A 24353-nucleotide genomic window follows, 5' to 3' on the forward strand; every position below is an offset into this window, starting at 1 on the left:
AGCGCTCATGCGTACCTCGCTCACGACCCACCAGCTGGGGTTCACCTGGCCCGACGGCACCACCGTCCTGCGCGACCTCGAGCTCACGATCGGCCCGGGTCGCCACGGGCTCGTGGGCCGCAACGGGGCCGGCAAGTCGACCCTGCTCGAGCTGCTCGCCGGCCGCCTGACCCCCCTCGAGGGCACGGTCACCGTCGACGGCGCCCTCGCCCACCTCCCGCAGGACCCCGGGCTCGATCCCGGCCGCACGGTCTCCGACGTGCTGGGGGTGACCGGGACGCTCGGCGCGCTGGCGCGCATCGAGGCGGGCGAGGTCAGGCAGGACGACCTCGACCTGGTCGGCGACGACTGGGACGTCGCCGAGCGCACCACCGCCGAGCTCGGCCGCCTGGGGCTCGCACACGTGGGCCTCGATCGGCCCGTGGGCACGATCTCCGGTGGCGAGCTGGTGCTGCTCTCGCTGGCGGCACTGCTGCTGGGCCGTCCGGCGGTGCTGCTGCTCGACGAGCCCACCAACAACCTCGACGTCGCCGCACGTCAGCGCCTCATCGACATCATCACGGGCTGGCGCGGCACCCTTGTGGTCGTCAGCCACGACCGCGAGCTGCTCAACACCATGGACGACATCGGCGAGCTCCGTGACGGTCAGGTCCACTGGTACGGCGGCAGCTACGACGACTACGAGGCGGCGGTCGCGGCGGAGCAGGAAGCGGCGGAGCGCGCCGTTCGCGCCGCCGAGGCCGACGTCCGCACCCAGAAGCGCGAGCTCGCGGAGTCGCAGGCCGTGCTGGCGCACCGGCGGCGGTACGGCCAGAAGATGAACGCGCAGAAGCGCGAGCCGAAGATCGTCATGGGCAACCGCAAGCGGTCCGCGCAGGTGTCCGCCGGCAAGCTCCGCGCGACGCACGAGGACCGTCTCGCCGCAGCCGGTGAGCATCTCGACGTGGCCGAGGCCCGGTTGCGGGGCGACCGGGAGATCCGCGTCGACCTGCCGGCCACCACCGTGCCGCCTGCTCGTGACGTGCTCCGGCTGCAGGGCGTGCGGCCGCAGCACGGCTGGATCGAGCTCGACCTCGACGTCCGGGGCCCCGAGCGCATCGCCCTCACCGGTCCGAACGGCTCGGGCAAGACCTCCCTGCTGCGGACGATCACCGGCGAGCTCGAGCCGGCCGCGGGCACGGTCGACGTCCACGTGCCGTGGCGGATGCTGCCGCAGCGCATGGACCTGATCGACGAGTCGTTGACCGTGGCCGAGAACATCGCGCGCATCGCACCCGACGCGTCCGAGACCGACCGGAGGTCCCGACTCGCGCGGTTCCTCTTCCGGGGACGGGCGGCCGACCAGCTCGCGTCGACGCTCTCGGGCGGCGAGCGGCTGCGCGCAACCCTCGCCTGCCTCCTGCTGGCCGAGCCGGCACCCCAGCTGCTCCTGCTGGACGAGCCGACCAACAATCTCGACCTGCCGAGCGTGCGGCACCTCGTCGAGGCCCTGAGGTCGTACCGAGGGGCGTTGATCGTGGTCAGCCACGACCAGACGTTCCTGGCCGATCTCGACCTGAACCGGCGCATCGAGGCGGCACCGTCCGGAGGGACAGGTGCCTGCCCAGGGCGCACACTGGACGAGTGACCGGGACCAACTGGGCAGGCAACCTGACGTACAGCGCGACCGAGCTCCACGAGCCCCGGTCGATCGACGAGCTGATCGACCTCGTCGCGGGCACACCGCGCCTGCGGGCGCTCGGCTCGCGCCACTCGTTCAACGCGATCGCCGACACCGACGCCGCCCAGGTCTCGGTGGCCGGGCTGCCCGTCCTCGTCGACGTCGACGAGTCCGCGCGCACCGTGACGGTGTCGGCCGGCCTCCGTTACGGCGAGCTGGTCGAACGGCTCGACCTGCAGGGCTGGGCCCTGCCCAACCTCGCGTCCCTGCCCCACATCTCGATCGCCGGTGCGGTCGCGACCGGGACGCACGGATCGGGCGACCGCAACGGCAGCCTGGCCCGCGCGGTCGCGGCGGTGGAGATGGTGCGAGCCGACGGCACCCTGCACCAGGTACGCCGCGGGGACGCCGACTTCGACGGCTCCGTGGTCTCGCTGGGGCGCCTCGGCATCGTCACCTCGATCGCCCTGGACGTCGTGCCGACGTTCGAGGCGCGCCAGGACATCTTCGAGCACCTGCCGTGGGCGGAGGTCGAGGACCACTTCGACGAGATCACCTCCGCGGCCTACAGCGTCAGCATGTTCACCGACTGGAGCGACACCGGCCCGCACCAGGTCTGGCTCAAGTCCCGCTCGGACCAGCCCGCTCCGACCGAGCTCTTCGGCGCGACCCCGGCCGAGGACGAGGTCCACCCGCTGCCCGGCATCTCGGCGGAGTTCACGACGCAGCAGCTCGGCCGCTCCGGACCGTGGTGGGACCGGCTGCCGCACTTCCGCCTCGGCTACACCCCGAGCGACGGCGACGAGCTGCAGACCGAGTACCTGGTGCCGCGCACCCACGCGCTCGAGGCCATCGCCGCGGTGCGGGCGCTCGCGCCCCAGGTGCAGCCGCTGCTGCTCGTGTCGGAGATCCGCACGATCGCGGGTGACGACCTGTGGCTGAGCCCGGCCCACAGCACCGACTGCATCGCGCTGCACTTCACCTGGCGCCTCGACGTCCCGGCCGTCACGGCATTCCTGCCGACCCTCGACGACGCGCTCGCGCCGCTCGGCGCCCGTCCCCACTGGGGCAAGGTGTTCGAGACGACACCCGAGCGGCTCCTTGCGGCGTACCCCCGGCTGCCGGAGTTCCGCGATCTCGTCGACAAGGCGGACCCGGACGGCAAGCTCGCCAACGAGCTGACCGAGTCGTGGCTCAGGTCGTCCTGACCGGCGCGCTCCGGCGCGACAGGACGTAGCCCCACGCGCCGGCGAAGACGAACATGAAGATCGAGTAGACCGCGGCGGGCACCGAGATCTCCGTCGTGTCGAGCACCTCGACCGCGATGTAGATCGCGAGGGTCGCGTTGTGGACGCCGATCTCCATCGACGACGCGATCGCCTGCGACTCGGTCACCCCCAGCGCCTTGGGCACGACGTAGCCGACGACCAGGCTGATCGCGCAGAACAGGCCGGTCGCGAGACCGACGTCGCCGAAGTAGTCCGCGATCTTGTCGCGCTGGTCCACCAGGATGCCCAGCACGAGCACTGCGAGGATCACCGCCGAGCCGATCCGCACGGGCTTGTCGGCCCGCGCCGCGACCCCGGGGTTGCGCGAGCGCACGAGCATGCCGAGCAGCACCGGCACCAGCACGACCGCGAACACCTCCACGACCTTGGAGAACTGCAGCGACACCGAGTCCTGCCGCTCGAAGTAGTCGATCGCGAGATTCGTGATGATCGGCAGCGTGAAGATCGCGATGATCGAGTTGATCGCGGTCAGGGTGACGTTGAGCGCGACGTCTCCGCGGAACAGGTGGCTGAACAGGTTGGCGCTCGTGCCGCCCGGCGATGCGGCCAGCAGCAGCATGCCGATGCCCAGCAGCGGTGGCAGGTCGAGTGCGACCACGAGCCCGAAGCAGATCGCGGGCAGCAGCAGGAGCTGGCAGGCCAGGGCGATCACGACCGCGCGCGGGTGCTGCCGGACGCGACGGAAGTCCGCGATCGTGAGCGACAGCCCGAGGCCGAACATGATGATGCCGAGCGCCAGCGGCAGCCCGACGGTGGTGAGCGGCGAGTCCATCCGGACACCCTAGGGGTGACGCAGGTCACATCGTTGCATCGTGCGACCACCGACGCGGCGCTCGTCCGGCGCGATGCGGCGCACGGGCACACACTGGATAAGTGAACACGTTCAACCCGCGAGCGCCGGAGCTCACCGGGCCGCGCCTGATGCGCCAGGACTGGACCCGGCTGACCTTCGTCCACTGGGCGGTCGACCCCGACCTGGTCGCCCACCTCGTCCCCCGCGGGACGCGACCGGACACGCTGGACGGCGCGACGTACGTCGGGCTCATCCCCTTCGAGATGCGGCGCGCAGGTCTCGGCCGAGGCCCCGCCGTCCCGTTCCTCGGCGACTTCCCCGAGACCAACGTCCGGCTCTACACCGTGGACGACGACGGACGCCACGGCGTCGTGTTCCGCTCGCTGGAGACCAGCCGCCTGCTGATCGCCGTCGGCGCGCGGCTCGCCTTCGCGACTCCCTACACCTGGGCCCGGATGCGGATCCGGCAGGACGGTGACCGCATCGAGTACGAGACGTCGCGGCGCTGGCCCGGGCCCCACGGCGCCGGCGGCCGGGTCGTCGCGACCCTCGGCCCGGCCATCGAGCGCCCCTCCCCCGTCGAGGAGTTCGTGACGGCACGCTTCGGCCTGCACACGCGCCATCTCGGACGTACCTGGTGGATCCCCAACCACCACGTCCCCTGGTCGCTGCGCACCGCGACCCTCGAGGACCTGCAGGACGATCTCGTGGCGGCCGCAGGAGTGCCGGGTCTCGCCCGCCGCACCCCGGACTCGGTGGTCCACGCCGACCGCGTGGACACCGTGTTCGGTCTGCCGAGGCCGATCAGGAGCCGTTGAGCGTCACAGCGCGGCCTCGATCGCCGGGATGCGCTCGCGGAACGCCGCGACCCGGTCACGGGTGCGCTGCGGCTCGCCGACCGCCGCCAGGTTGAGATGGCCCTGGTCGCCGCGCGCCTGGCCCGCCTCGATGCGGTTCGCGGCCTCGGTCATCCGCTCGACGACGGCGTCGAGGACCGTCATGGGGCCCCACTCGCCGTACGCGTCGACGAGCAGGTCGAGCCGCCGCGCCACGTCGTCCGCCGGGATCTCGCGGTACAGCGGGATGCCGGTCCAGGCGAGGAACGCGAGATCGTCGATCGGGCGGCCCGGACCGGCCATGTCCCAGTCGATCATCGCGACGAAGTGCCCGCTCTGGATGATCCAGTTGTACGCCCCGGGGTCGTTGTGGCAGATGATCTGGCCCGGCTCGAGCTCGGCCTCCCCACCGCGCCACGTGCGGGAACCGTCGGGCTGGAACCCCTCGACGATGTCGTGGAAGTCGCGCAGCCAGGCCACGGCCTCCTGCAGCACGGTGTCCAGGACGACCTCGCGGTCGATCGGCACACCGCGGCCCTCGACGTACTCGAGCACCTCACGACCCTCGTCGTCGACTCCGTGCAGCGCAGGGATCCCGCGCAGCCCGCTGTCGTGCAGATACGTCAGCAGCTCGTGGACAGCAGGAGTCCACGGCCCGGTGGGGCGGCGCACGGTCCGTCCGACGCGGGTGGCCCCGCCGACGGCTCCGGGGAGATGTTCGATGTCGTCCTCTGGCACGCTTTCATCGTGGCACATTCGCACTCGCACACGATTCCCGACGACGGACCACCTCGCCGACGGCTCGCGATCGTCCTCGGGGCCGTCGTCCTGTCGATCGCCGCCGTCGCCCTCGCGGCGATGGTCGCCCTGTGGCCGGACGCCGACGAGGTGCCGCGCGACCAGAACCCGTACGGCGCCGAGGGCGTCAGCACGGTCGACGCGACCGTGACCGGGGTCAAGCCCTTCAACTGCAACAGCGGCGGCGAGGGGCCTGACGGGACGATCGAGGTCGCGGGCGACTGCGCCCGCGTCACGGCGAAGGTCGACGGTGAGGGCACCGCGACGTTCGACCTGGACGCCTCGCGCTACCGGGCCGGGATCGACCCCGGCGACGACATCCGCCTGATCCGCATCGAGCCCGAGGGCCAGCCCGCGTCGTACGAGTTCCTCGACTTCAGCCGTGGCGTGCCGCTCACCGCCCTGGCCGTGATCTTCGCGGTCCTCGTCGTCGCGGTCGCCCGTTGGCGTGGCCTGTTCGCCCTGGCCGGCATCGGCGTCACGCTGTTCGCGCTCACCAAGTTCATGCTGCCCGCGTTCCTCGCCGGCGAGTCACCGCTGGCGGTCGCGATCGTCGGGTCCACGGTCATCATGATCGTCGTGCTCTATCTCGCGCACGGCATCTCGATCAGGACCACGTCCGCGCTGTTCGGGACGTTCGTGGGCATTGCGCTGACGGCCCTGATCGGCCTCGCCGCGACCGATTGGACCCAGCTCAGCGGCGTCGGGTCCGAGGACGACCAGCGGCTCATCGCGACCGTCCCGCAGATCTCCCTGTCCAGCATCGTGGCCGGCACGATGGTCATCGCCGGGCTCGGCGTGCTCAACGACGTCACGGTCACCCAGGCCAGCGCGGTCTGGGAGCTGCGCGCCGTGCAGCCGGCGGCCCGGGGAGCGGCCCTGTTCACCTCCGCGATGCGCATCGGCCGCGACCACATCGCGTCCAGCGTCTACACGCTCGTGTTCGCGTACGCGGGCTCGGCCATGACGGTCCTCCTGCTGGCCACGGCGTACCAACGCGGCCTGAACGACATCGCCACGACCGAGGAGATCGGTCAGGAGATCGTCCGTACGCTCGTCGGCGCGATCGGGCTGGTGCTCGCGGTCCCGGTCACGACCCTGTTCGCGGTCTGGCTGGCACCACCGCGCGTCGCGGACGCGCCGGCCGCGGCGCCGGCGGGCGCACCGCCCACGGAGCCACCGTCGCGGGGCTCGCACGCCGGACCGCGCGGCGGCTGAGCCGACACTTCGCCCGACTTCAGCGACAGCGCGGCCCCGGCAGGGGTATCATGGAGGAAGCACCGAACCGCAGCACGTCGCTCATCCAGCGACAGGGGCTGCTCAGGACCGTGACGCGACGCCCGTTTCATCAGCGGCTCGCCGTATGACCACCGCTCGCCGCTCCAGCGGCCACGAGTCCAACGAGCAGATCCGGTGCCGTGACGCGCCGCGCACCCGCTCGGCTCTTCCCAGGAGGAACTCTTGGCTCGACGAGGCCAGCGCCAGTCCGGATCGACCCGGACGGCCACCCGCCAGCGCACTGCCCGACCCCTCGAGAAGGGCGACATCATCCGCGTCCTCGCGCGGGCCGTCCGCGAGGTCGAGGCCAAGGCCCAGCGGGGGCCGCTGTCGCCGTCCGGCCGCACCAAGTTCCAGGTCGTCGCCGTCCTGGTGCGCGAGGAGCGCAACCGGGTCAAGGCCGACAAGACCATGACCGAGGCGCACCGCGCCGAGCAGCTCAAGCGCCTCGACGGCGTCGCCACGATCCTGGCCCAGACCGTCGCGCTCGACCCGACGGTCTATCCCCTGCTCGACGAGCACGCCGTCTTCACCGACGCCGCCGACACGTTGCGCACCGAGATGCTGGAGGCCGCCGGCATCGAGCAGGCGCAGACCGAGGCCGCCGACGACGCGACCGCCACCCCTGCGGCCGCCGAGCGCCGGATCGTCCCGCAGTCCGTCATCGCGCGCCAGCTCGCGAACCCCTTCCTCGCCCCTGACTTCTCGGCCGTCGAGCAGCGCCCCGCCGGGCCCAAGCGGCTCGCGACGTGGGAGCTGCTCGGTCCACTCTTCCGCGCATTCGAGTACGGCGGCGCGTCCTCGTGCATGCCGCTGCCCGAGCCCGGCTTCCTCATGACGCCGGGCGGGCTCGAGCTGATGCCCCACCAGGCGCAGGTCGTCGCGGCCGCAGCCGAGGGCCACCGGACGTTCTTGCTGGCCGACGAGCCGGGCCTGGGCAAGACCGCCCAGGCGCTGCTGGCCGCACACGCCGCCGACGCGTACCCCCTGCTGGTCGTCGTGCCCAACGTGGTCAAGACCAACTGGGCCCGTGAGGCCGAGATCTGGACGCCCAACCGCAAGGCCACGGTCATCCAGGGCGACGGCGACTCGATCGACGGCTTCGCCGACATCGTGATCGTCAACTACGAGGTGCTCGACCGGCACGTCGGCTGGCTCGGCGACTTCGGCTTCCGCGGCATGGTCGTGGACGAGGCTCACTTCATCAAGAACAAGTCCTCCCAGCGCTCCAAGCACGCCCTCGAGCTGTCCGAGCGCATCCGCTCGCGCACGGCCCGGCCGCTGCTCATGGCACTGACCGGCACCCCGCTCATCAACGACATCGAGGACTTCCGGGCGATCTGGCAGTTCCTCGGCTGGATCGACGACAAGAAGCCCCTCGCCGAGCTCATGGACAAGCTCGAGGAGACCGGGCTGACCCCGGCCGACAAGGGGTTCTACTCCGCGGCGCGCAACAGCGTCATCAGCATGGGCATCGTGCGGCGCCGCAAGGTCGACGTCGCTGCCGACATCCCGGCACGTCGCATCGCCGACCTGCCGGTCGAGCTCGACGACGTGGTCGGCCGCTCGATCCGCGAGGCCGAGCAGGAGCTCGCCCGCCGCCTGGTCGCCCGCTACGACTCCGCGCTCGAGACGCGTACGTCCCGGGCCAAGGTCGACGGCATCGACCACGAGCTGGTCCGCGCCGTCGCCCGCTGGGAGCGCGAGGACGCCGACGACGAGAAGACCGGCGAGAACGTCTTCGGCATGATGCGTCGCATCGGTCAGGCCAAGGCCGGGCTCGCCGCCGACTACGCCGCCCAGCTGGCCCGCAACGTGGGCAAGGTCGTCTTCTTCGCCAAGCACATCGACGTGATGGACGTGGCCGAGGAGACGTTCGCCAAGCGCGGCATCAAGTACTCCTCGATCCGCGGCGACCAGACGCCCAAGGTGCGCCAGAAGAACATCGACGAGTTCGTCAATGACGAGGACGTCGAGATCGTGGTCTGCTCACTGACCGCAGCCGGCGTGGGACTGAACCTGCAGGTCGCGTCCAACGTCGTCCTGGCCGAGCTGTCGTGGACCGATGCGGAGCAGACGCAGGCCATCGACCGCGTGCACCGCATCGGTCAGGGCGAGCCCGTCACCGCGTGGCGCATCATCGCCGCGCACACGATCGACGGCAAGATCGCCGAGCTGATCGACAGCAAGGCCGGTCTCGCCGCCCGGGCCCTGGACGGTTCGGACGAAGAGGTGTCCTCGTCGGCCGACATCCAGCTCGAGGCACTTGTCGCCCTCCTCACCGAGGCTCTCGAGGCCCGCGCCTGACAGACGGGGTCACTCGCCGCCGAGCACGCCTCCGTCATCGTCCTGGTCGGGACCGGCCTCGGCGGCGAGGTCACCCGGACGGCCCTCGCCGGTGTCGGAGGCGTCCTCGGGCGCGGCAGGCACGGGTCCGGGGTTGGCCAGCTGTCCGCCCTCGTCCGAGGTGCTGTCGTCGGTGTCGTTGCGTGCGTTGGTGGGATCAGTCATGGTCCGGACGTACCCCGCGACCGCCGGGATCAACCCGACGACGGTTTGAATCCCCCGCCGCAGGGAAAGGAACAGCGTGTTCCGGTCCGCCGCACGCGGATCGCCCGACCAGGAGGTCCCTGCATGTCCAGTCCGTCTGCCAGCAGAAGCAGCAGCGCCCGCACGCTCGTCATCATCTCGTTCGTCCTCGACGCGGTGGCACTGATCTTCCTGCCGATCATTCTCGGACCGATCGGTGCTGTCCTCGGATTCGTGGCCTACTCGCAGGGCGAGAAGAAGCTCGGCCTCTGGGCCGGCATCGGCGGCATCGTGGCCACCGTCGTCGGCATGGTGCTCGGCGCAGTCGTCGCCAACAACAGCTGACCCGAGACGGCGGCGGCGGGACTCAGCCCGCCGTCGCCATCGCCTCGAGCATCCCCTTGGTCGCCAGCTCGTCGGCCAGCTCGTTGTCGGCGACGCCCGAGTGCCCCTTGACCCAGAACCACTCGACCTCGTGACGCTCGCACGCGGCCTGGAGCCGCTGCCACAGGTCGACGTTCTTGACCGGCTGCTTGGCCGCGGTGCGCCAGCCGTTGCGCTCCCAGCCGGCCACCCACTGCGTGATGCCGCTGCGGACGTACGTGCTGTCGGTGTGCAGGTGCACGATGACCGGGCGCGTCAGCGCCTCCAGCGCCATGATCGGCGCGGTCAGCTCCATGCGGTTGTTGGTCGTCGAGCTGGGCTCGCCGCCGAACATCTCGCGCACGTGGTCGCCCTGCCGCAGCACGGCGCCCCACCCGCCGGGGCCCGGATTGGGCGTGCATCCGCCGTCGGTGTGGATGATGACCGGTAGTTCGTCGTTCACCGGACCATCCTGCCGCGGCGGTCCCGCCGACCGGGGCTCCCCCGCCGTACGATCGGCGTGTGCCATCTCGCAGTCGGACCGCCACGTACGCTCGACGCCGCCAGCGCCGGATGGCCAAGGTCGACCACGACCTGACCGACGAGCAGTGGGCCGCGCTGACGTCCGCGTGGGGCGGCTGCGCGTACTGCGGGGCAGAGGGCTCCGCGCTGCAGAAGGACTGCATGCTGCCGATCTCGCGCGGCGGCCGCTACACGCTCGCGAACGTCGTGCCGGCGTGCGCGTCGTGCAATGCGAGCAAGTGGAATCTCGAGGTCACGACCTGGATGCGGCGAAAGAAGCTCGACGAGGGGCGGTTCCTGCTGCGTCAGGTCGAGATCCTCGCGGCGGTCGCGCCGGTCGGCTGACGCTCCCGGCGCCTCGCGCTCGGACGTACCCGCTGAGAGGATGATCGGGTGCGTCGTGCCGTGGCTCCCCTGCTTGCCGTCACCGTCGCGATGGTGCTCGCGGACTCCGCGGTCGTCACCCTCGCGCTGCCGGACATCCTGCAGAACCTCGACGCGTCCGTCGGCCAGGTCGCCTGGGTGCTGATCGCGTACAACCTGGTGCTGGGGGTGGCCGCCGTGCCCGCCGCCGCGGCGTTCGCACGGGTGCAGCCGCGGGTCTTCAGCGCGGTCGGCGTGGCCGTGTTCGCGGGTGCCTCCGCGTGGTGCGCCCTCGCGGACTCGATCGAGGTGCTCATCATCGCGCGGTGCGTGCAGGCCGTGGGCGGTGCGCTGGCGCTGATCGGCTGCCTCGAGCAGCTGGTCGAGGTGCGCGGCGAGCGGCGTGGAGTCGCGACCTGGGTGACCGCGGGCGTCATCGGGACGGCCGCGGGGCCGGTCGCGGGCGGCCTGCTCACCCAGGCCATCTCGTGGCAGGCGATCTTCGTGGTGCAGGTGCCGTTCGCGCTGCTGGCCGTGCCGGCGGCGCTCAGCGTGGCGTCCGCGCCTCCGCAGGAGGCCGACCGGCACCGTCCGGCCGTACGCGCGAACATCACCCTCGCCCTGATGTCGGCGGCGCTCACCGCTGCGCTGTTCCTGCTGGTGCTGCTGCTCGTCGAGGGGTGGGGCCGCTCCCCCGCCACCGCCGCTGTGACGGTGTCGGTCGTGCCGATCGCCGCGCTCGCGGCCGGCCCGCTCGTACGCCTGCTGCGGCCGCCTCACGACGTCGTCGAGGTCGCGGTCGGCTGCTTCCTGGTCGCCGGCGGCCTCGCCGCCCTGGCGATCCCGCCGTCGGCCCACCTCGCCTGGACTATCGCGCCGCAGGCGCTGGTCGGACTGGGGCTCGGGCTGACCGTCGACCGGCTGACGTCCCAGGCCATGGAGATGCGGCTGCCGCGGGCCCGCCACGCGGGGTGGACGATCAGCGCCCGCCACGTGGGGGTCGTCGTGGGCCTGGCGATCCTGACGCCGGTGTTCACCGCAGACCTGCAGGACGCCCAGGAGCCCGCACAGGAGGCCATCACCTCCCTCGTCCTCGACGCCCCGCTGCCGCCGGACGACAAGATCGCCGTGGCGCAGGCGCTGGGCGATGCGTTGTCCGACGAGCGGGGACAGGTCCCGGACCTGCATCCGGCGTTCGCGTCCCTCGACGTCGATCCGAGATATCGCGCCGCGACCGACCAGCTCGAGCGCGACCTCGACTCCCAGCTCGAGCGCGCCGCCACCTGGGCGTTCCGCGACTCGTTCCTCATCGGCGCCGGCATCGCCCTGCTCGCGTTGCTCAGCTCGCTGCGCCTCCGGCGGAGGACGTCGTGAGGGCGCCGCGCTGGATCGGGCTCCCGGTCGCCGCAGTCGTGCTCGTGGCCGGGGTCATCGGCGTGCAGCTCGCGAACGGCGGCGGGACCTACGAGCCGCTCAAGCCGTCCGACCCGTGCGCCGAGCGTACGGTCACCTCACGCGCCGACGGCATCGACGGGCTGACCGAGCGGCTGGTGCTGCTCGGGATCAACAACGCCGCCTGCACCCTCGGCGTCACCCGGGAGGCCCTCACGCTCGAGCTCGCGCAGACCAGCACACGTACCGACGCCGAGATCGACGCCCTGCGCGCGGGTCTGATCGAGGCGGTGCGGCAGATGAAGAAGGACGGCTCCCTGCCTCCCGCGTCCGACCTGGTCGACGAGGCACTCGCCTCGGCGAACCTCAACGGCCTGCTCGAGCGGGCGATCCGTCTCATCCCGGACTCGGTGATCGACAGCGCCCTGAAGACCGACGACGTCCTCGAGCGCGCGATCGACGACCTGGACCTGCGTGACCTTCTCGCCAACCTCGACGACCAGGGCGACCTCGAGCGACAGGTCGAGGCCGCCGTCACCGAGGCCGTGAAGGACTCCCTGCTCGACCGATTGCGCAACCTGATCTGACCCAGCGAAGGAGCCACAGCCCATGTCCGATCCGACACCCCACCGCCGACCACGCGACCTCGACGTCGACCGCGCCGCCCCTGTGCTGGTCGAGCTGAAGAGGACGATCGACGCTCCCCTGCCGCTCGTCTGGCAGCGCCACACCGACATCGCCGCGTGGCCGACCTGGCAGCCGGCCATCTCCCGTGCCACGATCGACGGCCCGATCGAGCCCGGCACCACGTTCGAGTGGGAGACCCACGGGCTCGACATCACCTCGACCATCACGCAGGTCGTCCTCAACAGCCGCATCGTCTGGGCCGGCCCGGCCGCGGGCATCGACGCGATCCACGTCTGGACGTTCACCCCGACAGCGGACGGCGTCGTGGTGCACACGACCGAGTCATGGTCGGGAACGCCGGCGGAGGCCGACCCCGCGCACCTGCACGCCAACCTGACCCTGTCGCTCGCCGGTTGGCTCGACCGGCTGAAAGAGGTCTGCGAGTCCGGCGAGGCTGCTTCCTAGCGGCGCCCCTTCGCGAAGTACGCCAGCGGGCCGACCGGCTGCACGAACGACGCCAGCGCCCACGCGATCTTCGGTCCCCGCACCTCGTCGGCCGGCCGACGGGCCAGGTCCCACAGTGCCGCAGCCGTCAGGACCGTCTCGACGGCTCCCGCGACGTAGATCGCTCGCTGCTGTCCGGGGCTGAGGTCCGACCACTTCTTCTGTGCCATGGCTTGACGTTATCGGTTGGCGCTCCCGCTCGGACCGGCTGCCTGGTCGACTTCCCGCGACAACACCTCGATCCGTGCGCGCAATCGGCGCGGCTCCGCCCACATCTCGTAGCCCACGAACGCGACAAACGGGAGCGCGATCAGCCACCACAGCGAGTCCAGGGATAGGAGCCAGATGATGGCTGCGAGGGAGACCAGGAATATGACGTCTGACCACCTGTCCTCGTCAGCCCCTTCCAGGCTGTGCGTGGCGGCGCGGACCGCCGCCAGGCGCAGCCGCGGGTCGGCCGGGACCGGACCCTTCTTCGTGGCACGGTGCACGACCAGCAGCTCCGCGTGGCTGAGGTCACTGCCGGCGACCCTGCGCCATCGAGTCTGTTCACGCACGCCGCCCCATCCACAGAGGGGCCCGAAGACCAGGCCCCCGATGACCCCGATGAGCAGTGCCCCGTCCCAGTCCTGCGGGTCATCAACCAGCACCCCCACCGCCACCACCGCAGCGAAGAAGGCTCCCGACGTGAGCGCCTGCACCCACCAAGGAGCCAGGTACAGACGTGAGCGCATGTCTCGATTGTGCCGCACATGTTCCCGATGTGCCGGAAAACCTCCTGCGCTCGCAGGAAGAAGTGTCAGTGGGCACCTCTAGGTTTGAGGTATGGCCACCACGACAGCTCCGACGACAGAAGACCTGTCCGACGTCGTGCGCTGGCAGGCCATGGCCGAGGCGTACACGATCGCGCGGATGGTCGATTTCCGCGACGCGGAGATGGCTCGCACTGCCCTGCTCGAGTCGCCGTTGCGGCGCAAGATCGAACGGTCCGCGATCGCGTTGACCATCGGCGAGGCGACCGGGATGTCGGAGGCGCAGATCCACCTACGGCTGTCGATCGCCGACCGCGTGCGCGAGAAGACTCCGCAGGTCTGGGAAGCGTTTGTCGACGGGTTGATCGACTTCTCCCGCGTCCGTGACATCAGCGCCGCGATCGAGAAGCTGCATCGTGACGAGTCCATCGCCCGCCTCGAGGGCCGGGTCATCGGCTACGCCACCAGCCACACTGGGGCTGAGCTGCGGCAGTGGTTGCGGCGGTTCGTCCAGCGGGTCGAGGCTGATCTGGCCGTCGAACGGGCCGATACGGAGCGCGCCGATCGGCGTGTGACGGTCACTCATGGGGACGACTCGATGGCGTGGTTGAACGCCTACCTGCCTTCTCATCAGGCAGCGGCCATCGAGGCCCGTCTGCGCAAGGAAGCTCGCAAGCCGGCCGATCTCGACGACGACCGCACCGTCGCCCAGCGCGAAGCCGACCTGCTGGCTGCTTGGTGCACTGACTCCGACGCCACTACCTCAGCTGTCGATGCGAACATCGCGGTCACCGTCGGAGCCGACGTGCTTGCCGGGGCTGCGCCCGGGTTTGCGGAGTCCACCGACGGCGCCTGGGCTGTCCCCGCCCCCTGGCTCGCGGACGTGGTCGCAACCGGGAGCACGTTCTGGCACCGCATCGTGGTCGACCCCGTCACCGACGACGTCCTTTCCCACGAGTACGTGGGCCGGTTCGCACCGGACACCCTCGCCCTCGCGCTTCGGTTCCTCCACGGCGTCTGCCAAGCACCCGGCTGCAGGGTGCCGTCCGAACGCTGCGATCTCGACCATCGAATACCGCATCCAGACGGTCCCACGACCGGAGACAACATGGGACCGCTGTGCCGAAGACACCACAACCTCAAGGGCCACGGCCTGCTCCACTGGTCGACCAGCCCGCCCCAACCGCCACCCGAGCCCCTCGTCATCGAGATCCACCCACCCGCGACCCACTTCGTCATGGAGTACGTCGCCGCCTGAGCGCAGCGGGACGCCGTCCTCAATTGACCTCACAGACCATCGATGATCTCCGCACGACGCTCGTCGTACTCCGCCTGGGTGAGCAGGTCCGCCTCCAGCAGGCTCTTGAGGTCGGCCAGCCGCGTGGCCGCAGGAACCGCGGGGGCAGGGGCCGGCACGGAGAGAGCCGCGTCGGGCCGACGAAGATTGGCGGCGAGGTACGTCGCCTCCAGTCCGCTCCCCGTCAGAAGCGTCATCTGGGTCGCCAGGTCGGGGTCCATGCCCGACTGCTTGGCGAGTGACCGAGCGGTGACGACCTTCCACACGAAGAACGCGACCCCGAGGAGGGCTGCGATCGCCATCAGGACGACTATTCCACTGTCCCCGCCTCCCGCCACCGGGTCGTCGGGCCACGACGCCTTCCAGCCGTCACCGACCTTCGTACACGTCGGAGGCTCACCGTCTCGCTCGGCGCCCCGAGCGATGCACTCCTGGAGCGTGTCCCCGTACGCCGAGGCGACCGGGCCCAGCACGAGAATCGCAAGGGTGGCGCCGATGGCCGCGAACGCGCGACGAGCTGGGGACATGGCCGCATCGTAACCACGCCAGCCCCGTCAGCGGCGGGAATTGGTGAACGTGTATCGGCGGTCAGCCGACCAGGGCGGTGCCCTCGTAGACGTACGACCACGGACGCCCGACCGAGGGCCCCGCCAGGTAGTTTGCATCGAGTCCCGTGATCCGCAGACCCACCGACGAGATCAGTGCGGGGACGTCGCGCGAAAGATGGCAGCCACCGGCAATGCGGCGTTCCAGCGGGTCCAGGCGGCGCTGCCACCGGGCGACCCCCGGCCCGGGCGCCAGCCCGTGCTCGAAGAACACGAAGCTCCCGCCCGGTCGCAGCACGCGGCGCACCTCCCGCAGGGCACGGTCGACGTCAGGGATCGTGCAGAGCGTGAACGTCGAGAGCACGGCGTCGAACGACGAGTCGTCCTCGGCGAGCGCCTGTCCGTCGAGGCCTGACCGAGTGATGGGTACGGGAGATGCTGCACGTCGGCCGGCCGACATCCGCCACGCCACGTCGGACGGCTCGACAGCCGCGACCGACTCGACCGAGGCCGGGTACTTCTCGATGTTGAGGCCCGAGCCGAAGCCGATCTCCAGGACGCGGCCCTGCAGCTCGACGCACAGCTGTTCGCGCCGCTCCATGACCTCGCCGACCGACAGCGATCGCTCGACGAGGTGCGGCACGACACGATCGGTCCACAGGCCCATGCAGCCGATCCTAGGCACCTGTCGGCCCACGGACCTAGTGTCATTCGCATGGAGCTGAGACATGTCGCTGCCGCGCTGCGCGAGTCCTGGGGACCGGACACCTGCTCGCCCGAGGACACCCGATCCTGGAGCCGGGACAACCCGGCTCGAGGTCAGTGCGCGACCACTGCGGTGGTGCTGCACGACCACTTCGGCGGCTCCCTTGTCAGGGGCGAGGTCTTCGTCGACGGCGAGCACGTCGACTATCACTGGTGGAACCGTCTGCCCGACGGCAGTCAGATCGACCTCACGCGCGAACAGTTCAGCCAGCACGAATCAGTCATCGGCGGGGTTGCCGTCGAACGCCCCACGGGCCCCACCCGGCTCGACGCGCAGTACGAGCTCCTGTCCTCCCGAGTGTCTGCGTGCCTCGCGCGGTCGAGCCGGATCTGACTCAACTCGTCGTGAAGCGGCGCTTGATACCTTGCACGACGCGTCCCCACTCGCTCGACACGGCCAGCTCATAATGAGCCTTGAATGCTGCGGCGTTGACGAACCGCTCGTCCACCTGCCACACGAGTGGGTCGGCCGTCTGCCGGACCACGAACGAGAGGCAGCCAGCCTCGCTCAGCGAGTTCCGGGTGTGGAGCGGCAGGTGGCGGCGCACCTGGGCCGCCTCGTCCTCGTTCGCACAGATCAGCTGTCCAGTCACGACGACATCAGTCATCGCGCGCTTCTCATGCTCCCCGTCACTCCTCATACGCCGTCGATGCTCCGCCCGGGTGATCCGCCAGCAGCCATCAGGACGATCGTCAGGGGGACGCTGACGGCAGCGAGCGCCCGATGGCCAGGAGACATGACCGCATCGTATCCACGTCGATGCCCTGACGGCCATGCACGAGAAGAAGGCGGCTGGTCAGGAGCACCGACCTGAGCGTTACGCTCTCGTTCGCGACGCCACGGCTGACCGCGGGAGAAGTGGAATCACCATGCAGCTCATGTTCAAGGAGATCATCGCGGGCGACATCGACGCGGTCCGGCGCAGACTGGCAAAGAATCCAGGCGCAGTCACCCTCGTCGCGACGTCACCTCCCAAGAAGTACGCCGGCCAGTCTCCGCTGCAAGTCGCCTACAGCCAGGCTGAGTTCGAGATCGCAGCGCTCCTGCTGGCGCACGGCGCGGACCCGAACTTCATCGAGCATGGCGATCGAGAGCCGTGGGCGATGCCGCCCCTCCACCACGCCATCAAGGCTGCCGTGATGCGTTCTCGTTGGTTGCGACCCACCTGGCGCGAGGAGGATCCGTGGGAGACGCGGAACACCGCCGAACAAGCCGACGCCGCGTACGCGGCGCTGCAGCTCCTGCTCGAGTCCGGCGCTGACGTTCACAGCCTCGACTCCTACGGCAACTCCTCACTCGGACGTGCCGTGCTGGACGCCCGGCAGATCCTCCCGACGCACCACCACAGCGATCCGGACTGGGTGGATCCAAAGCCTCTGACCCCGGACCTGGTCGACGATCTCACCCGCATCTTCGACACCCTGATGGCGCACGGCGCGAACCCGCATCAGGCTGAGCGAGACCTGGGCGCGTCCGTCGTCGAGCACTATCGCGGCGAACCCGTCGCCCAGTTCCTCCGCCCCTGATCCAGGCCACGTCAGAGATTGCCTCAGACCGCAATCGTCCCGACCCCGCGGGAGCGTGTTCGTGCAACGTTGCTGCGGCACTCATGGCACGGACTAGCGTGGGACGCATGGAACTGACCGCCGTCCCCGTTCCACCCATCACCCTGGTGCACGACGCCGACCTGGACGTCTTTCACGACGTCCCGTCAGCCGTGCACGACATCGATCTCGACGATGTGCGGCACGGACGGCGCGCGTTCGACAGCCGTGGCGTGCCGCTGCAGATCGTCGACAACGGGGACTGGCCCGTCGACCTGGTGATCGCAGAAGGTGCCACACCAGCCCCGACCGAGCTCGAGCAGCACCTCAAGGACGCCATCAGGCAGATGGGCGGCGAGCGAGTCGGTCTCCCCGGGTTCGAGTCGGCTTCGCTGGCCACCGTGCTCGACGCCGTGCTCCGCTTCCAGGCGGGCGTCCCCTGCAAGACTCGCCTCCCGCGCCTGCTCGCGAAGGTGACGCGCCGATTCAGACGTTGAATCGGAACATCACTCCTCACGATCCTTCTGACCCCCGTACGACCTGCCAGCCTGAGGAACCCTTGACAATTATTCTTGTCAAGCGCACAGTCGCACTATGTACGACATCGAAGTCATCGAGAGCGCGGAGGCAGCCGCCGCCGCACTTGACCCGGTCCGGGCGCGGCTCCTCGCCGAGCTGGCCGAACCGGCGTCCGCCGCCGGCCTCTCCGCCCGAGTCGGGATCGCGCGCCAGAAGGTGAACTACCACCTGAAGGCGCTGGAGGCTCAAGGTCTCGTTCAGCTGGCCGAGGAACGCCGGCACGGAGGCATCGTCGAGCGGGTGCTTCAGGCTTCTGCGGCGTCGTACGTCGTGTCACCTGCCGCCGTCAGCGCGGCCGCAGCCGATCCGAGCGCCAACGACGATCACCTCTCGGCGGGCTACCTCGTCGCGCTGGCCGGCCGCCTCGTGCGCGAGGTCGGCGCTCTGGCACGACGGGCCGGCACGTCGGGCAAGCGTCTGCCGACGCTCACCATCGACACCCAGATCGGCTTCCGCTCGGCCGCCGACCGTGCCGCCTTCGCAGACGACCTGACCGCCGCGGTGCTCGACCTGGCCGCGCGCTACCACCATGACGACGGACGTCCCCACCGGTTGCTCGTCGCCGCCCACCCCCTTCCCGAGGAGAGCACATGAGCACCACCCCGAACGTCCCGTACCGCTTGGAATTCAGCGTCGAGGTCCCCGGCACGCCCGAACAGGTGTGGCAGGCCATCGCCACCGCCAAGGGCATGAGCGCCTGGTTCCTGCCCACCCGGATGGAGGAGCGCGAGGGGGGCTCCTTGCACTTCTCGATGGGCCCCGAGATGGGCTCGGACGGCCGGGTGACCGGCTGGGACCCGCCGCACCGCCTTGCCTACGAGGAGGACTGGGCCGCCCTCATGGGCACCGACCCCGACGCCCTCAGCGCCCTCACGTCGGAGTTCCTCGTCGAGGCACAGTCCGGCGGCTCCTGCGTCGTGCGCGTCACCAGCAGCGGCTTCGGCACCGGCGCCGAGTGGGAGCCGGAGTTCTGGGAGGAGATGGGCACCAACTGGAAGCCGTTCTTCGACAACCTGCGGATCTACCTGTCGCACTTCCCCGGCCAGGAGGCCAGCCAGCTCGAGGCGACCGCGTCCCTGCCCGGCGAGGCGGAGGCACTGTGGTCGACGATGCACGAGACGCTCGGCCTGGGCGGTGAGGGCGCGGCGGTCGACGTACGCGGCGCGACCGGCACGGTCGAGCGGGTCGGCGAGCGGCAGACCCTGGTCCGACTGACGGAGCCGGTGCCCGGGATGCTGAGCGTCTTCGCGTACCCCGAGGGGGACGGCAAGGCGGCCGCGGGCGTCCGGGCGTACCTGTTCTCCCCAGCCGCCGCTGACTACGTGCGACGCGAGGAGCCGGCCTGGCAGTCCTGGCTACAAGGGCTCGACGCCCGCATGCCGGCCACCGAGTGATGGCGAGCCGATTCAGACGAATCTGGCAGGTCGTCCGCGGAGGCTCACTCCTCCCGCGCAGCCCGGAGAAGGCTGACTGCCTTCGGTCCGACGCCGTGCAGGTGGACCAGCCCGGCTAGGTCCTCGGGAAGGTCTCGGAGGCTGAGATACCCGGCGCGCAGCAGCGCGCCCGCGGCAGGTCGACCGATCCGAATCCCGTCGAAATCCGGTCCGAGATCTTCGGCCGATTGCTCACCCACGGGGCCATCCAATCAGACGTGATCAGACGTTGAAGCGGAACTCCACGACGACCCGCCACGAAACAACGCCTCCAGCGAGGCCCGTCGCCCGGCAGGGCACTCGACGGTTATGAGACCACGGCGCCGACGATTTCGGCGATACGCTTCTCGGTGTCAACGTCCAAGGTCTCGAAGTACCAGGCAGCCGGCATCAGAGCGCCGTCCACGCCACCAGCGGCCCGGAAATCAGCCTTCTCGGTGATGGCGAGATTCAGGCGTTCGTCGCTACGCAGCGTCACCAATGCTGGCGTGCTCGCCGAAAGCGCATAGGCCGGCATTCCGTACCAGATCCGCGGTTTCAGATCGGGCGCCTCGGTCACGATGATGTCGTGCACCCGCCGCATGATCGACCGCCGCGGCTCGTCGATCTTCGCGATCTTTTCCATCACCTGCGTGAGGTTCTTCTCGTCCTTCGATGACATCGCATGTCCTCTCGTCAACCGATGTCGAGCATCGGCGCATGAAGTCGGCGCGTGATGCGCCGCACCCCAACCGGACGTGTCCCGAGCTGCTCAGGCCTCTCCGCGAAGATTCAGGCGTTCTTCACCTGGAAGTGCTGTCGGTGGCGCGAACCACCACGTTCAGCGTACCCAAGACTGATCGCCGCTTCCAGCGTCAAATCAGACGTTGAAGCGGAACTCCACGACGTCGCCGTCGGCCATGACGTACTCCTTGCCCTCCATGCGCACCTTGCCGGCGCTCTTGGCGGCAGCCATCGATCCGGCCTCGACCAGGTCGTCGAACGAGACGATCTCGGCCTTGATGAAGCCGCGCTCGAAGTCGGTGTGGATGACGCCGGCGGCCTGCGGAGCGGTGGCGCCCTTGGGGATCGTCCAGGCGCGCGACTCCTTGGGGCCGGCCGTCAGGTACGTCTGCAGGCCGAGCGTCTCGAAGCCGACCCGCGCGAGTGCGTCCAGGCCCGGCTCCTCGACGCCCATGTCGGCGAGCATCTCGGCGCGCATCTGCTCGGCCTCCTCGTCGTCGCCCAGCTCGACCAGCTCGGCCTCGGCCTTGGCGTCGAGGAAGATGGCCTCGGACGGGGCGACGAGGTCACGCATCTTCTGCTTGAGCGCCTCGTCCTTGAGCTCCCCCGCGTCGCAGTTGAAGACGTAGATGAAGCGCTTCGCCGTCATCAGGTGCAGGTCGCGCAGCAGGTCGAGGTCGAGCCCGGCCTTGAGCACGCCGGTGCCGGCCTCGAGCGCCTCCTTGGCCTTCTTGGCCTCCTCGAACGGCGCGACGAGCGACTTGTCCTTGCGCGACTCCTTGTCCAGGCGCGGCAGGGCGTTGTCGATCGTCTGCAGGTCGGCCAGGGCGAGCTCGATCGAGATCGTCTCGATGTCGTTGGCCGGGTTCACGTCGCCGTCGACGTGGGTGACGTCCTCGTCGCGGAACACGCGGGTGACCTGGCAGATCGCATCGGACTCACGGATGTGGGACAGGAACTTGTTGCCCATCCCCTCGCCCTCGCTGGCGCCGCGGACGATGCCCGCGATGTCGACGAACTGCACCGTCGCGGGGAGGATCTTCTCCGACCCGAAGATCTCGGCGAGCTTGGCCAGCCGGTGATCGGGGACGCCGACCACGCCGACGTTCGGCTCGATCGTCGCGAACGGGTAGTTCGCCGCGAGGACGTCGTTCTTGGTCAGTGCGTTGAAGAGGGTCGACTTGCCCGCGTTGGGGAGTCCGACGATGCCGATGCTGAGAGCCACAAGGGACGATCCTACGTGCTCACGGGTGGTCGAGGCCAAACGCCCGGAGCTCCTGGTCGTACCAGTCGGACGTCAGGCCGAGATCGGTCATGCCCAGGCGCCGGCAGACGGCCTGCGAGCGGACGTTCTCGACGTCCGTCACGGCGTACACGCGCGGCATGCCCGCCTCGAATGCCCGCTCCACCAGGGCCGCACCCGCCTCGGTCGCGTACCCGTGGCCCCAGGCGTCGGGGTGCAGGTGCCAGCCGATCTCGTGCTCGTGGCGGTCCGCTCCCCCGCTGGCCGGGATCGGGACGAGCAGGGTCATGCCGATGAACGCGCCCGTGTCGCGCCGCTCGGTCGCGAACAGGGACGCCGCCGGATGGGTTCCGGCGCGCTGTCCGGCACGTTCGATGCGGGCGTACGCCTCGGAGACGTCCTGCATCGGGGTGCCCGTGCCGCTCCAGCGTGCGACCTCCGGCAGGGAGAACATCCCGAACAGCGCGGGGGCGTCGTCGGACGTGAACGGACGCAGGTGGAGGCGCTCGGTGGTGATCGTGTCCACGGTCAGTAGGTGCCCGGTACGGGCCAGCTCAGCACGTCACCGGCTCCGCGACCGTCGTCGTAGACGATGCGGTCGGAGTTGCCGGAGATCACCGCAGCCATGTTGTGCTGGCTCGTGGTGTCGCCGTTGAGGTACTCGCTGTGCCCGCCCGAGGCCTCGAACTCCTCACCGCCGAGCTCGGCGTCCTTGGCCGACAGACCCGTCATGCCGTCCATGTGGCTGGGGTCGATGCCGAACACTCCCCCGTCCGCGACCGCGTCGTTCTTGGCCTCGATGCGGAACGAGTGGTCGTCCGGAACGTCGATGTCGCCGATGTCACTCGTCCCGAGCCCCGGCGACCCGAAGATGACCATGTCGTCGACGCCGTTCTGCTGCTGCAGGGCCAGCCCTGTCGTCAGCGAGCCGTACGAGTGCCCCAGCGCCGTCAGGTGCGGGTCGTCGTCGCGGGATGCGTCGATACCGTTGTAGAAGTCGTTCAGATCGCCCGCCCCGGCCTGGGCCAGGTCGTCGTTCAGCACGCTGCGACCCGGGTTGACCAGATCCATCCCCATCTGCGGCGCGTCGTAGCCGATCCACGTCACCGTGGCCACGGATCCGTCGTCACCACCGGCGCGGGAGGCCTCCGCCTCGGACAGGCGTTGCAGCTCTGCCATGTGGGAGTCGTAGTCGCCCAGGCTGTCCTGGACGGTGCTGGTGAGCCCGGGCGTGAACGCCGCGACGTGATCGGCGGTGTCGACGTCGCCGATCGCCACCGCTGCGTGGAGCTGCTCACCGCTGTAGGGGTCGAGCAGCAGGAGCTGCCGATTGCCCATCGCAAGCGTGTCGTCGATCTCGTCGAGTGCCTTGAGCTTGTTCTTGACGTCCTCCAGGCGCGCGTCGTCGTTCGTGAACGTGCCGCCGAACCGGTTGTCGTCGAGATTGTCCTGCAGCCGGTCGGCCTCGTCCTGCAGCTCGGAGCGGTAGTCGTCGATCAGGTTGCGGTTGGCCTGGTCGCGTGCCCACGCCGGGATGCCGTCGGAGTTGCCGACCCATCGCGGGTTGTCGGCGATGACGGTGAGCTGCTCGGCCTCCGTCAGCCCGTTCCACCAGGCGTTCTGGTCCGCGGCACCGCCCTCGGGCGGAGGCAGCAGGTCGCTGCGGCCCTGGCCGGCGCCGGTGTCCGACGCGTCCGACAGATCGCCGCCGACGTCGAGCCCGGTCGCCGCGGAGCTGAGGACTGCGGCCATCTGCTCGTCGGCGTTGACCGCATTGCGCAGCGCCTGCTCGATCCGGTCGACCATCTCGTTGCAGACGGCCTGCCGGTCGGCCGCCTCGGTCTCGGTCTGCCCCTCGGTGCTGCGCATGTCGACCACGGCACCGGTCGTCGTGTCGACGCTGAACCCGTTGGACCGAGCGTGCTGCACCGCGTCACTGAGCTGCTGACACGCCAGCACGAGGGTCTGCCCCTCGGTGTCGACGGAGGTCAGCACCGAGCTGATCTCGGCGACCGTGTCGGCCAGGTCGTCCCCGAGACGCTGGTGCGCCGGGCGGGCGAGGGCAGCGGCCTCGGAGATCCATGAGGTCGGCGGCTTGCCACCATCGAGCTCGTCCTGCAGGTCGACCAGGGTGCGGCGGCACGCGACCAGGTCGTCGACCACGCCGGACAGCTGGTCCGGCTTCCAGGACAGGACCGCCGCGATCGTGGTCATTGGAGCCTCAGCAGGCGGGTCATCCGGTTGTACGCCGCGGCGTCCGCGCCGTCGTAGTTCTCGGCGCTGCTCGCGAGGCGTGACTTCTGCGCCTCAGCGGCGGTGACCCAGTCCTCGAGCCGCCTCGTCCACGACGTCGAGCAGGTGCGCGCCGCGCTGGCGGAGTCGCTGCCGGGCAGGGCGGTGCTGATGCGCCCGACCGCGGTCCCGGGCGTCACTGCACCGACGCTCTCTACTGCCTCCCCCACCTTGCCAGCGGCGGTGCGCAGCTCGGCGGTCACGACCTCGATGTCCCCCATGGCG

General features: G+C 70.1%; 30 protein-coding genes. 16 read left to right on the forward strand and 14 right to left on the reverse strand.

Going from position 1 to position 24353, the window contains the following annotated elements; translation table 11 throughout:
* The first annotated feature begins 7 nt into the window (after nucleotides 1–7).
* Both GEV26_RS13035 and GEV26_RS13040 read left to right on the forward strand, forming a co-directional pair.
* Complete coding sequence (locus tag GEV26_RS13035; protein WP_153653684.1) at nucleotides 8–1627, forward strand: ABC-F family ATP-binding cassette domain-containing protein; 1620 nt, start codon at nucleotides 8–10, stop codon at nucleotides 1625–1627.
* Nucleotides 1624–2868: an FAD-binding protein gene (locus GEV26_RS13040; RefSeq protein ID WP_153653686.1), complete on the forward strand. Its 1245-nt coding sequence runs from the start codon at nucleotides 1624–1626 to the stop codon at nucleotides 2866–2868. Before GEV26_RS13035 ends, GEV26_RS13040 begins: the two co-directional genes overlap by 4 nt.
* Here GEV26_RS13040 and GEV26_RS13045 read toward each other — a convergent pair.
* Complete coding sequence (locus GEV26_RS13045; protein ID WP_153653688.1) at nucleotides 2855–3721, reverse strand: bile acid:sodium symporter family protein; 867 nt, start codon at nucleotides 3719–3721, stop codon at nucleotides 2855–2857. The genes GEV26_RS13040 and GEV26_RS13045 overlap by 14 nt on opposite strands.
* Before the next feature lie 101 nt (nucleotides 3722–3822).
* On the opposite strand from GEV26_RS13045, the gene GEV26_RS13050 reads away from it, so the two are divergent.
* On the forward strand, nucleotides 3823–4560 hold the full coding sequence (locus tag GEV26_RS13050) for a YqjF family protein (protein ID WP_243838753.1): 738 nt from the start codon (nucleotides 3823–3825) through the stop codon (nucleotides 4558–4560).
* A gap of 3 nt (nucleotides 4561–4563) precedes the next feature.
* On the opposite strand, the gene GEV26_RS13055 is transcribed toward GEV26_RS13050, so the two are convergent.
* Nucleotides 4564–5316 (reverse strand): phosphotransferase, encoded by a 753-nt coding sequence (locus GEV26_RS13055; RefSeq protein WP_243838754.1) that lies wholly within the window; start codon nucleotides 5314–5316, stop codon nucleotides 4564–4566.
* A gap of 9 nt (nucleotides 5317–5325) precedes the next feature.
* On the opposite strand from GEV26_RS13055, the gene GEV26_RS13060 reads away from it, so the two are divergent.
* Entirely contained in the window at nucleotides 5326–6594 is a 1269-nt protein-coding gene (locus GEV26_RS13060) for a YibE/F family protein (RefSeq protein ID WP_153653692.1), read from the forward strand.
* A 243-nt stretch (nucleotides 6595–6837) separates the two neighbouring features.
* Nucleotides 6838–8961 (forward strand): DEAD/DEAH box helicase, encoded by a 2124-nt coding sequence (locus GEV26_RS13065; protein ID WP_153653694.1) that lies wholly within the window; start codon nucleotides 6838–6840, stop codon nucleotides 8959–8961.
* Between the two features lie 9 nt (nucleotides 8962–8970).
* Here the strand turns inward: GEV26_RS13065 and GEV26_RS13070 are convergent, their stop codons facing one another.
* The gene (locus GEV26_RS13070; RefSeq protein WP_153653695.1) at nucleotides 8971–9165 is read right to left on the reverse strand and encodes a hypothetical protein; all 195 of its coding nucleotides are present in this window, start codon (nucleotides 9163–9165) and stop codon (nucleotides 8971–8973) included.
* Nucleotides 9166–9288: 123 nt separating this feature from the next.
* On the opposite strand from GEV26_RS13070, the gene GEV26_RS13075 reads away from it, so the two are divergent.
* The gene (locus tag GEV26_RS13075) at nucleotides 9289–9528 is read left to right on the forward strand and encodes a hypothetical protein (RefSeq protein WP_153653697.1); all 240 of its coding nucleotides are present in this window, start codon (nucleotides 9289–9291) and stop codon (nucleotides 9526–9528) included.
* Between the two features lie 22 nt (nucleotides 9529–9550).
* Here the strand turns inward: GEV26_RS13075 and rnhA are convergent, their stop codons facing one another.
* Entirely contained in the window at nucleotides 9551–10009 is a 459-nt protein-coding gene (gene rnhA / locus GEV26_RS13080; RefSeq protein ID WP_208430965.1) for a ribonuclease HI, read from the reverse strand.
* Nucleotides 10010–10068: 59 nt separating this feature from the next.
* On the opposite strand from rnhA, the gene GEV26_RS13085 reads away from it, so the two are divergent.
* Genes GEV26_RS13085 through GEV26_RS13100 form a run of 4 tightly spaced genes read left to right on the forward strand, consistent with a single transcriptional unit; the run spans nucleotide 10069 to nucleotide 12915 of the window.
* The gene (locus GEV26_RS13085; protein WP_243838755.1) at nucleotides 10069–10413 is read left to right on the forward strand and encodes an HNH endonuclease; all 345 of its coding nucleotides are present in this window, start codon (nucleotides 10069–10071) and stop codon (nucleotides 10411–10413) included.
* A 48-nt stretch (nucleotides 10414–10461) separates the two neighbouring features.
* Nucleotides 10462–11805, forward strand: a complete 1344-nt coding sequence (locus GEV26_RS13090) for an MFS transporter (RefSeq protein ID WP_208430966.1) — start codon at nucleotides 10462–10464, stop codon at nucleotides 11803–11805.
* Entirely contained in the window at nucleotides 11802–12410 is a 609-nt protein-coding gene (locus GEV26_RS13095) for a hypothetical protein (RefSeq protein WP_153653701.1), read from the forward strand. The genes GEV26_RS13090 and GEV26_RS13095 overlap by 4 nt, the downstream gene beginning before the upstream one ends.
* Before the next feature lie 22 nt (nucleotides 12411–12432).
* On the forward strand, nucleotides 12433–12915 hold the full coding sequence (locus tag GEV26_RS13100; RefSeq protein WP_153653703.1) for an SRPBCC family protein: 483 nt from the start codon (nucleotides 12433–12435) through the stop codon (nucleotides 12913–12915).
* Here the strand turns inward: GEV26_RS13100 and GEV26_RS13105 are convergent.
* Together GEV26_RS13105 and GEV26_RS13110 are read right to left on the reverse strand one after the other, a co-directional pair.
* Nucleotides 12912–13124, reverse strand: a complete 213-nt coding sequence (locus GEV26_RS13105; protein WP_153653705.1) for a PLD nuclease N-terminal domain-containing protein — start codon at nucleotides 13122–13124, stop codon at nucleotides 12912–12914. The genes GEV26_RS13100 and GEV26_RS13105 overlap by 4 nt on opposite strands.
* 9 nt (nucleotides 13125–13133) lie before the next feature.
* A complete protein-coding gene (locus tag GEV26_RS13110; protein WP_153653707.1) occupies nucleotides 13134–13688 on the reverse strand; it encodes a hypothetical protein in 555 nt (184 codons plus the stop codon).
* A 91-nt stretch (nucleotides 13689–13779) separates the two neighbouring features.
* Between GEV26_RS13110 and GEV26_RS13115 the strand changes: the two genes are divergently transcribed.
* Nucleotides 13780–14964, forward strand: a complete 1185-nt coding sequence (locus GEV26_RS13115) for an HNH endonuclease signature motif containing protein (protein ID WP_153653709.1) — start codon at nucleotides 13780–13782, stop codon at nucleotides 14962–14964.
* 29 nt (nucleotides 14965–14993) lie between these two features.
* Here GEV26_RS13115 and GEV26_RS13120 read toward each other — a convergent pair whose 3' ends face one another.
* Together GEV26_RS13120 and GEV26_RS13125 are read right to left on the reverse strand one after the other, a co-directional pair.
* The gene (locus tag GEV26_RS13120; RefSeq protein ID WP_153653710.1) at nucleotides 14994–15530 is read right to left on the reverse strand and encodes an SHOCT domain-containing protein; all 537 of its coding nucleotides are present in this window, start codon (nucleotides 15528–15530) and stop codon (nucleotides 14994–14996) included.
* Between the two features lie 61 nt (nucleotides 15531–15591).
* Nucleotides 15592–16215 (reverse strand): class I SAM-dependent methyltransferase, encoded by a 624-nt coding sequence (locus GEV26_RS13125; RefSeq protein ID WP_153653712.1) that lies wholly within the window; start codon nucleotides 16213–16215, stop codon nucleotides 15592–15594.
* A gap of 48 nt (nucleotides 16216–16263) precedes the next feature.
* Between GEV26_RS13125 and GEV26_RS13130 the strand changes: the two genes are divergently transcribed.
* Nucleotides 16264–16647, forward strand: a complete 384-nt coding sequence (locus tag GEV26_RS13130; protein ID WP_153653714.1) for a YunG family protein — start codon at nucleotides 16264–16266, stop codon at nucleotides 16645–16647.
* 1 nt (nucleotide 16648) lies between these two features.
* On the opposite strand, the gene GEV26_RS13135 is transcribed toward GEV26_RS13130, so the two are convergent.
* On the reverse strand, nucleotides 16649–16921 hold the full coding sequence (locus GEV26_RS13135) for a putative quinol monooxygenase (protein ID WP_153653716.1): 273 nt from the start codon (nucleotides 16919–16921) through the stop codon (nucleotides 16649–16651).
* Nucleotides 16922–17192: 271 nt separating this feature from the next.
* Here GEV26_RS13135 and GEV26_RS13140 point away from each other — a divergent pair, with 271 nt between their 5' ends.
* The 4 genes from GEV26_RS13140 to GEV26_RS13155 all read left to right on the forward strand — a co-directional run bounded on the left by GEV26_RS13140 (nucleotide 17193) and on the right by GEV26_RS13155 (nucleotide 19831).
* Nucleotides 17193–17840, forward strand: a complete 648-nt coding sequence (locus tag GEV26_RS13140; protein WP_153653718.1) for an ankyrin repeat domain-containing protein — start codon at nucleotides 17193–17195, stop codon at nucleotides 17838–17840.
* Nucleotides 17841–17947: 107 nt separating this feature from the next.
* Nucleotides 17948–18355, forward strand: coding sequence for a hypothetical protein (locus GEV26_RS13145; protein WP_153653720.1), 408 nt, complete (start codon nucleotides 17948–17950; stop codon nucleotides 18353–18355).
* Nucleotides 18356–18452: 97 nt separating this feature from the next.
* A complete protein-coding gene (locus tag GEV26_RS13150; protein ID WP_153653721.1) occupies nucleotides 18453–19031 on the forward strand; it encodes an ArsR/SmtB family transcription factor in 579 nt (192 codons plus the stop codon).
* Nucleotides 19028–19831 carry an SRPBCC family protein gene (locus GEV26_RS13155; protein ID WP_153653723.1) on the forward strand — a complete coding sequence of 268 codons (804 nt, stop codon included), beginning with the start codon at nucleotides 19028–19030 and terminating at the stop codon, nucleotides 19829–19831. Before GEV26_RS13150 ends, GEV26_RS13155 begins: the two co-directional genes overlap by 4 nt.
* 346 nt (nucleotides 19832–20177) lie before the next feature.
* On the opposite strand, the gene GEV26_RS13160 is transcribed toward GEV26_RS13155, so the two are convergent.
* The 5 genes from GEV26_RS13160 to GEV26_RS13180 form a co-directional block, all read right to left on the reverse strand.
* On the reverse strand, nucleotides 20178–20531 hold the full coding sequence (locus GEV26_RS13160; RefSeq protein ID WP_153653725.1) for a DUF1801 domain-containing protein: 354 nt from the start codon (nucleotides 20529–20531) through the stop codon (nucleotides 20178–20180).
* Nucleotides 20532–20729: 198 nt separating this feature from the next.
* The gene (gene ychF / locus GEV26_RS13165; protein WP_153653727.1) at nucleotides 20730–21818 is read right to left on the reverse strand and encodes a redox-regulated ATPase YchF; all 1089 of its coding nucleotides are present in this window, start codon (nucleotides 21816–21818) and stop codon (nucleotides 20730–20732) included.
* A gap of 19 nt (nucleotides 21819–21837) precedes the next feature.
* Nucleotides 21838–22362 (reverse strand): GNAT family N-acetyltransferase, encoded by a 525-nt coding sequence (locus tag GEV26_RS13170; RefSeq protein ID WP_153653729.1) that lies wholly within the window; start codon nucleotides 22360–22362, stop codon nucleotides 21838–21840.
* 2 nt (nucleotides 22363–22364) lie between these two features.
* A complete protein-coding gene (locus GEV26_RS13175) occupies nucleotides 22365–24050 on the reverse strand; it encodes an alpha/beta hydrolase (RefSeq protein ID WP_153653731.1) in 1686 nt (561 codons plus the stop codon).
* Entirely contained in the window at nucleotides 24047–24349 is a 303-nt protein-coding gene (locus GEV26_RS13180) for a type VII secretion target (protein WP_153653733.1), read from the reverse strand. Before GEV26_RS13180 ends, GEV26_RS13175 begins: the two co-directional genes overlap by 4 nt.
* Between the last annotated feature and the right edge of the window lie 4 nt (nucleotides 24350–24353).

The organism is Aeromicrobium yanjiei (assembly GCF_009649075.1).
In the GTDB taxonomy this organism is placed as follows: Bacteria; Actinomycetota; Actinomycetes; order Propionibacteriales; family Nocardioidaceae; genus Aeromicrobium; species Aeromicrobium yanjiei.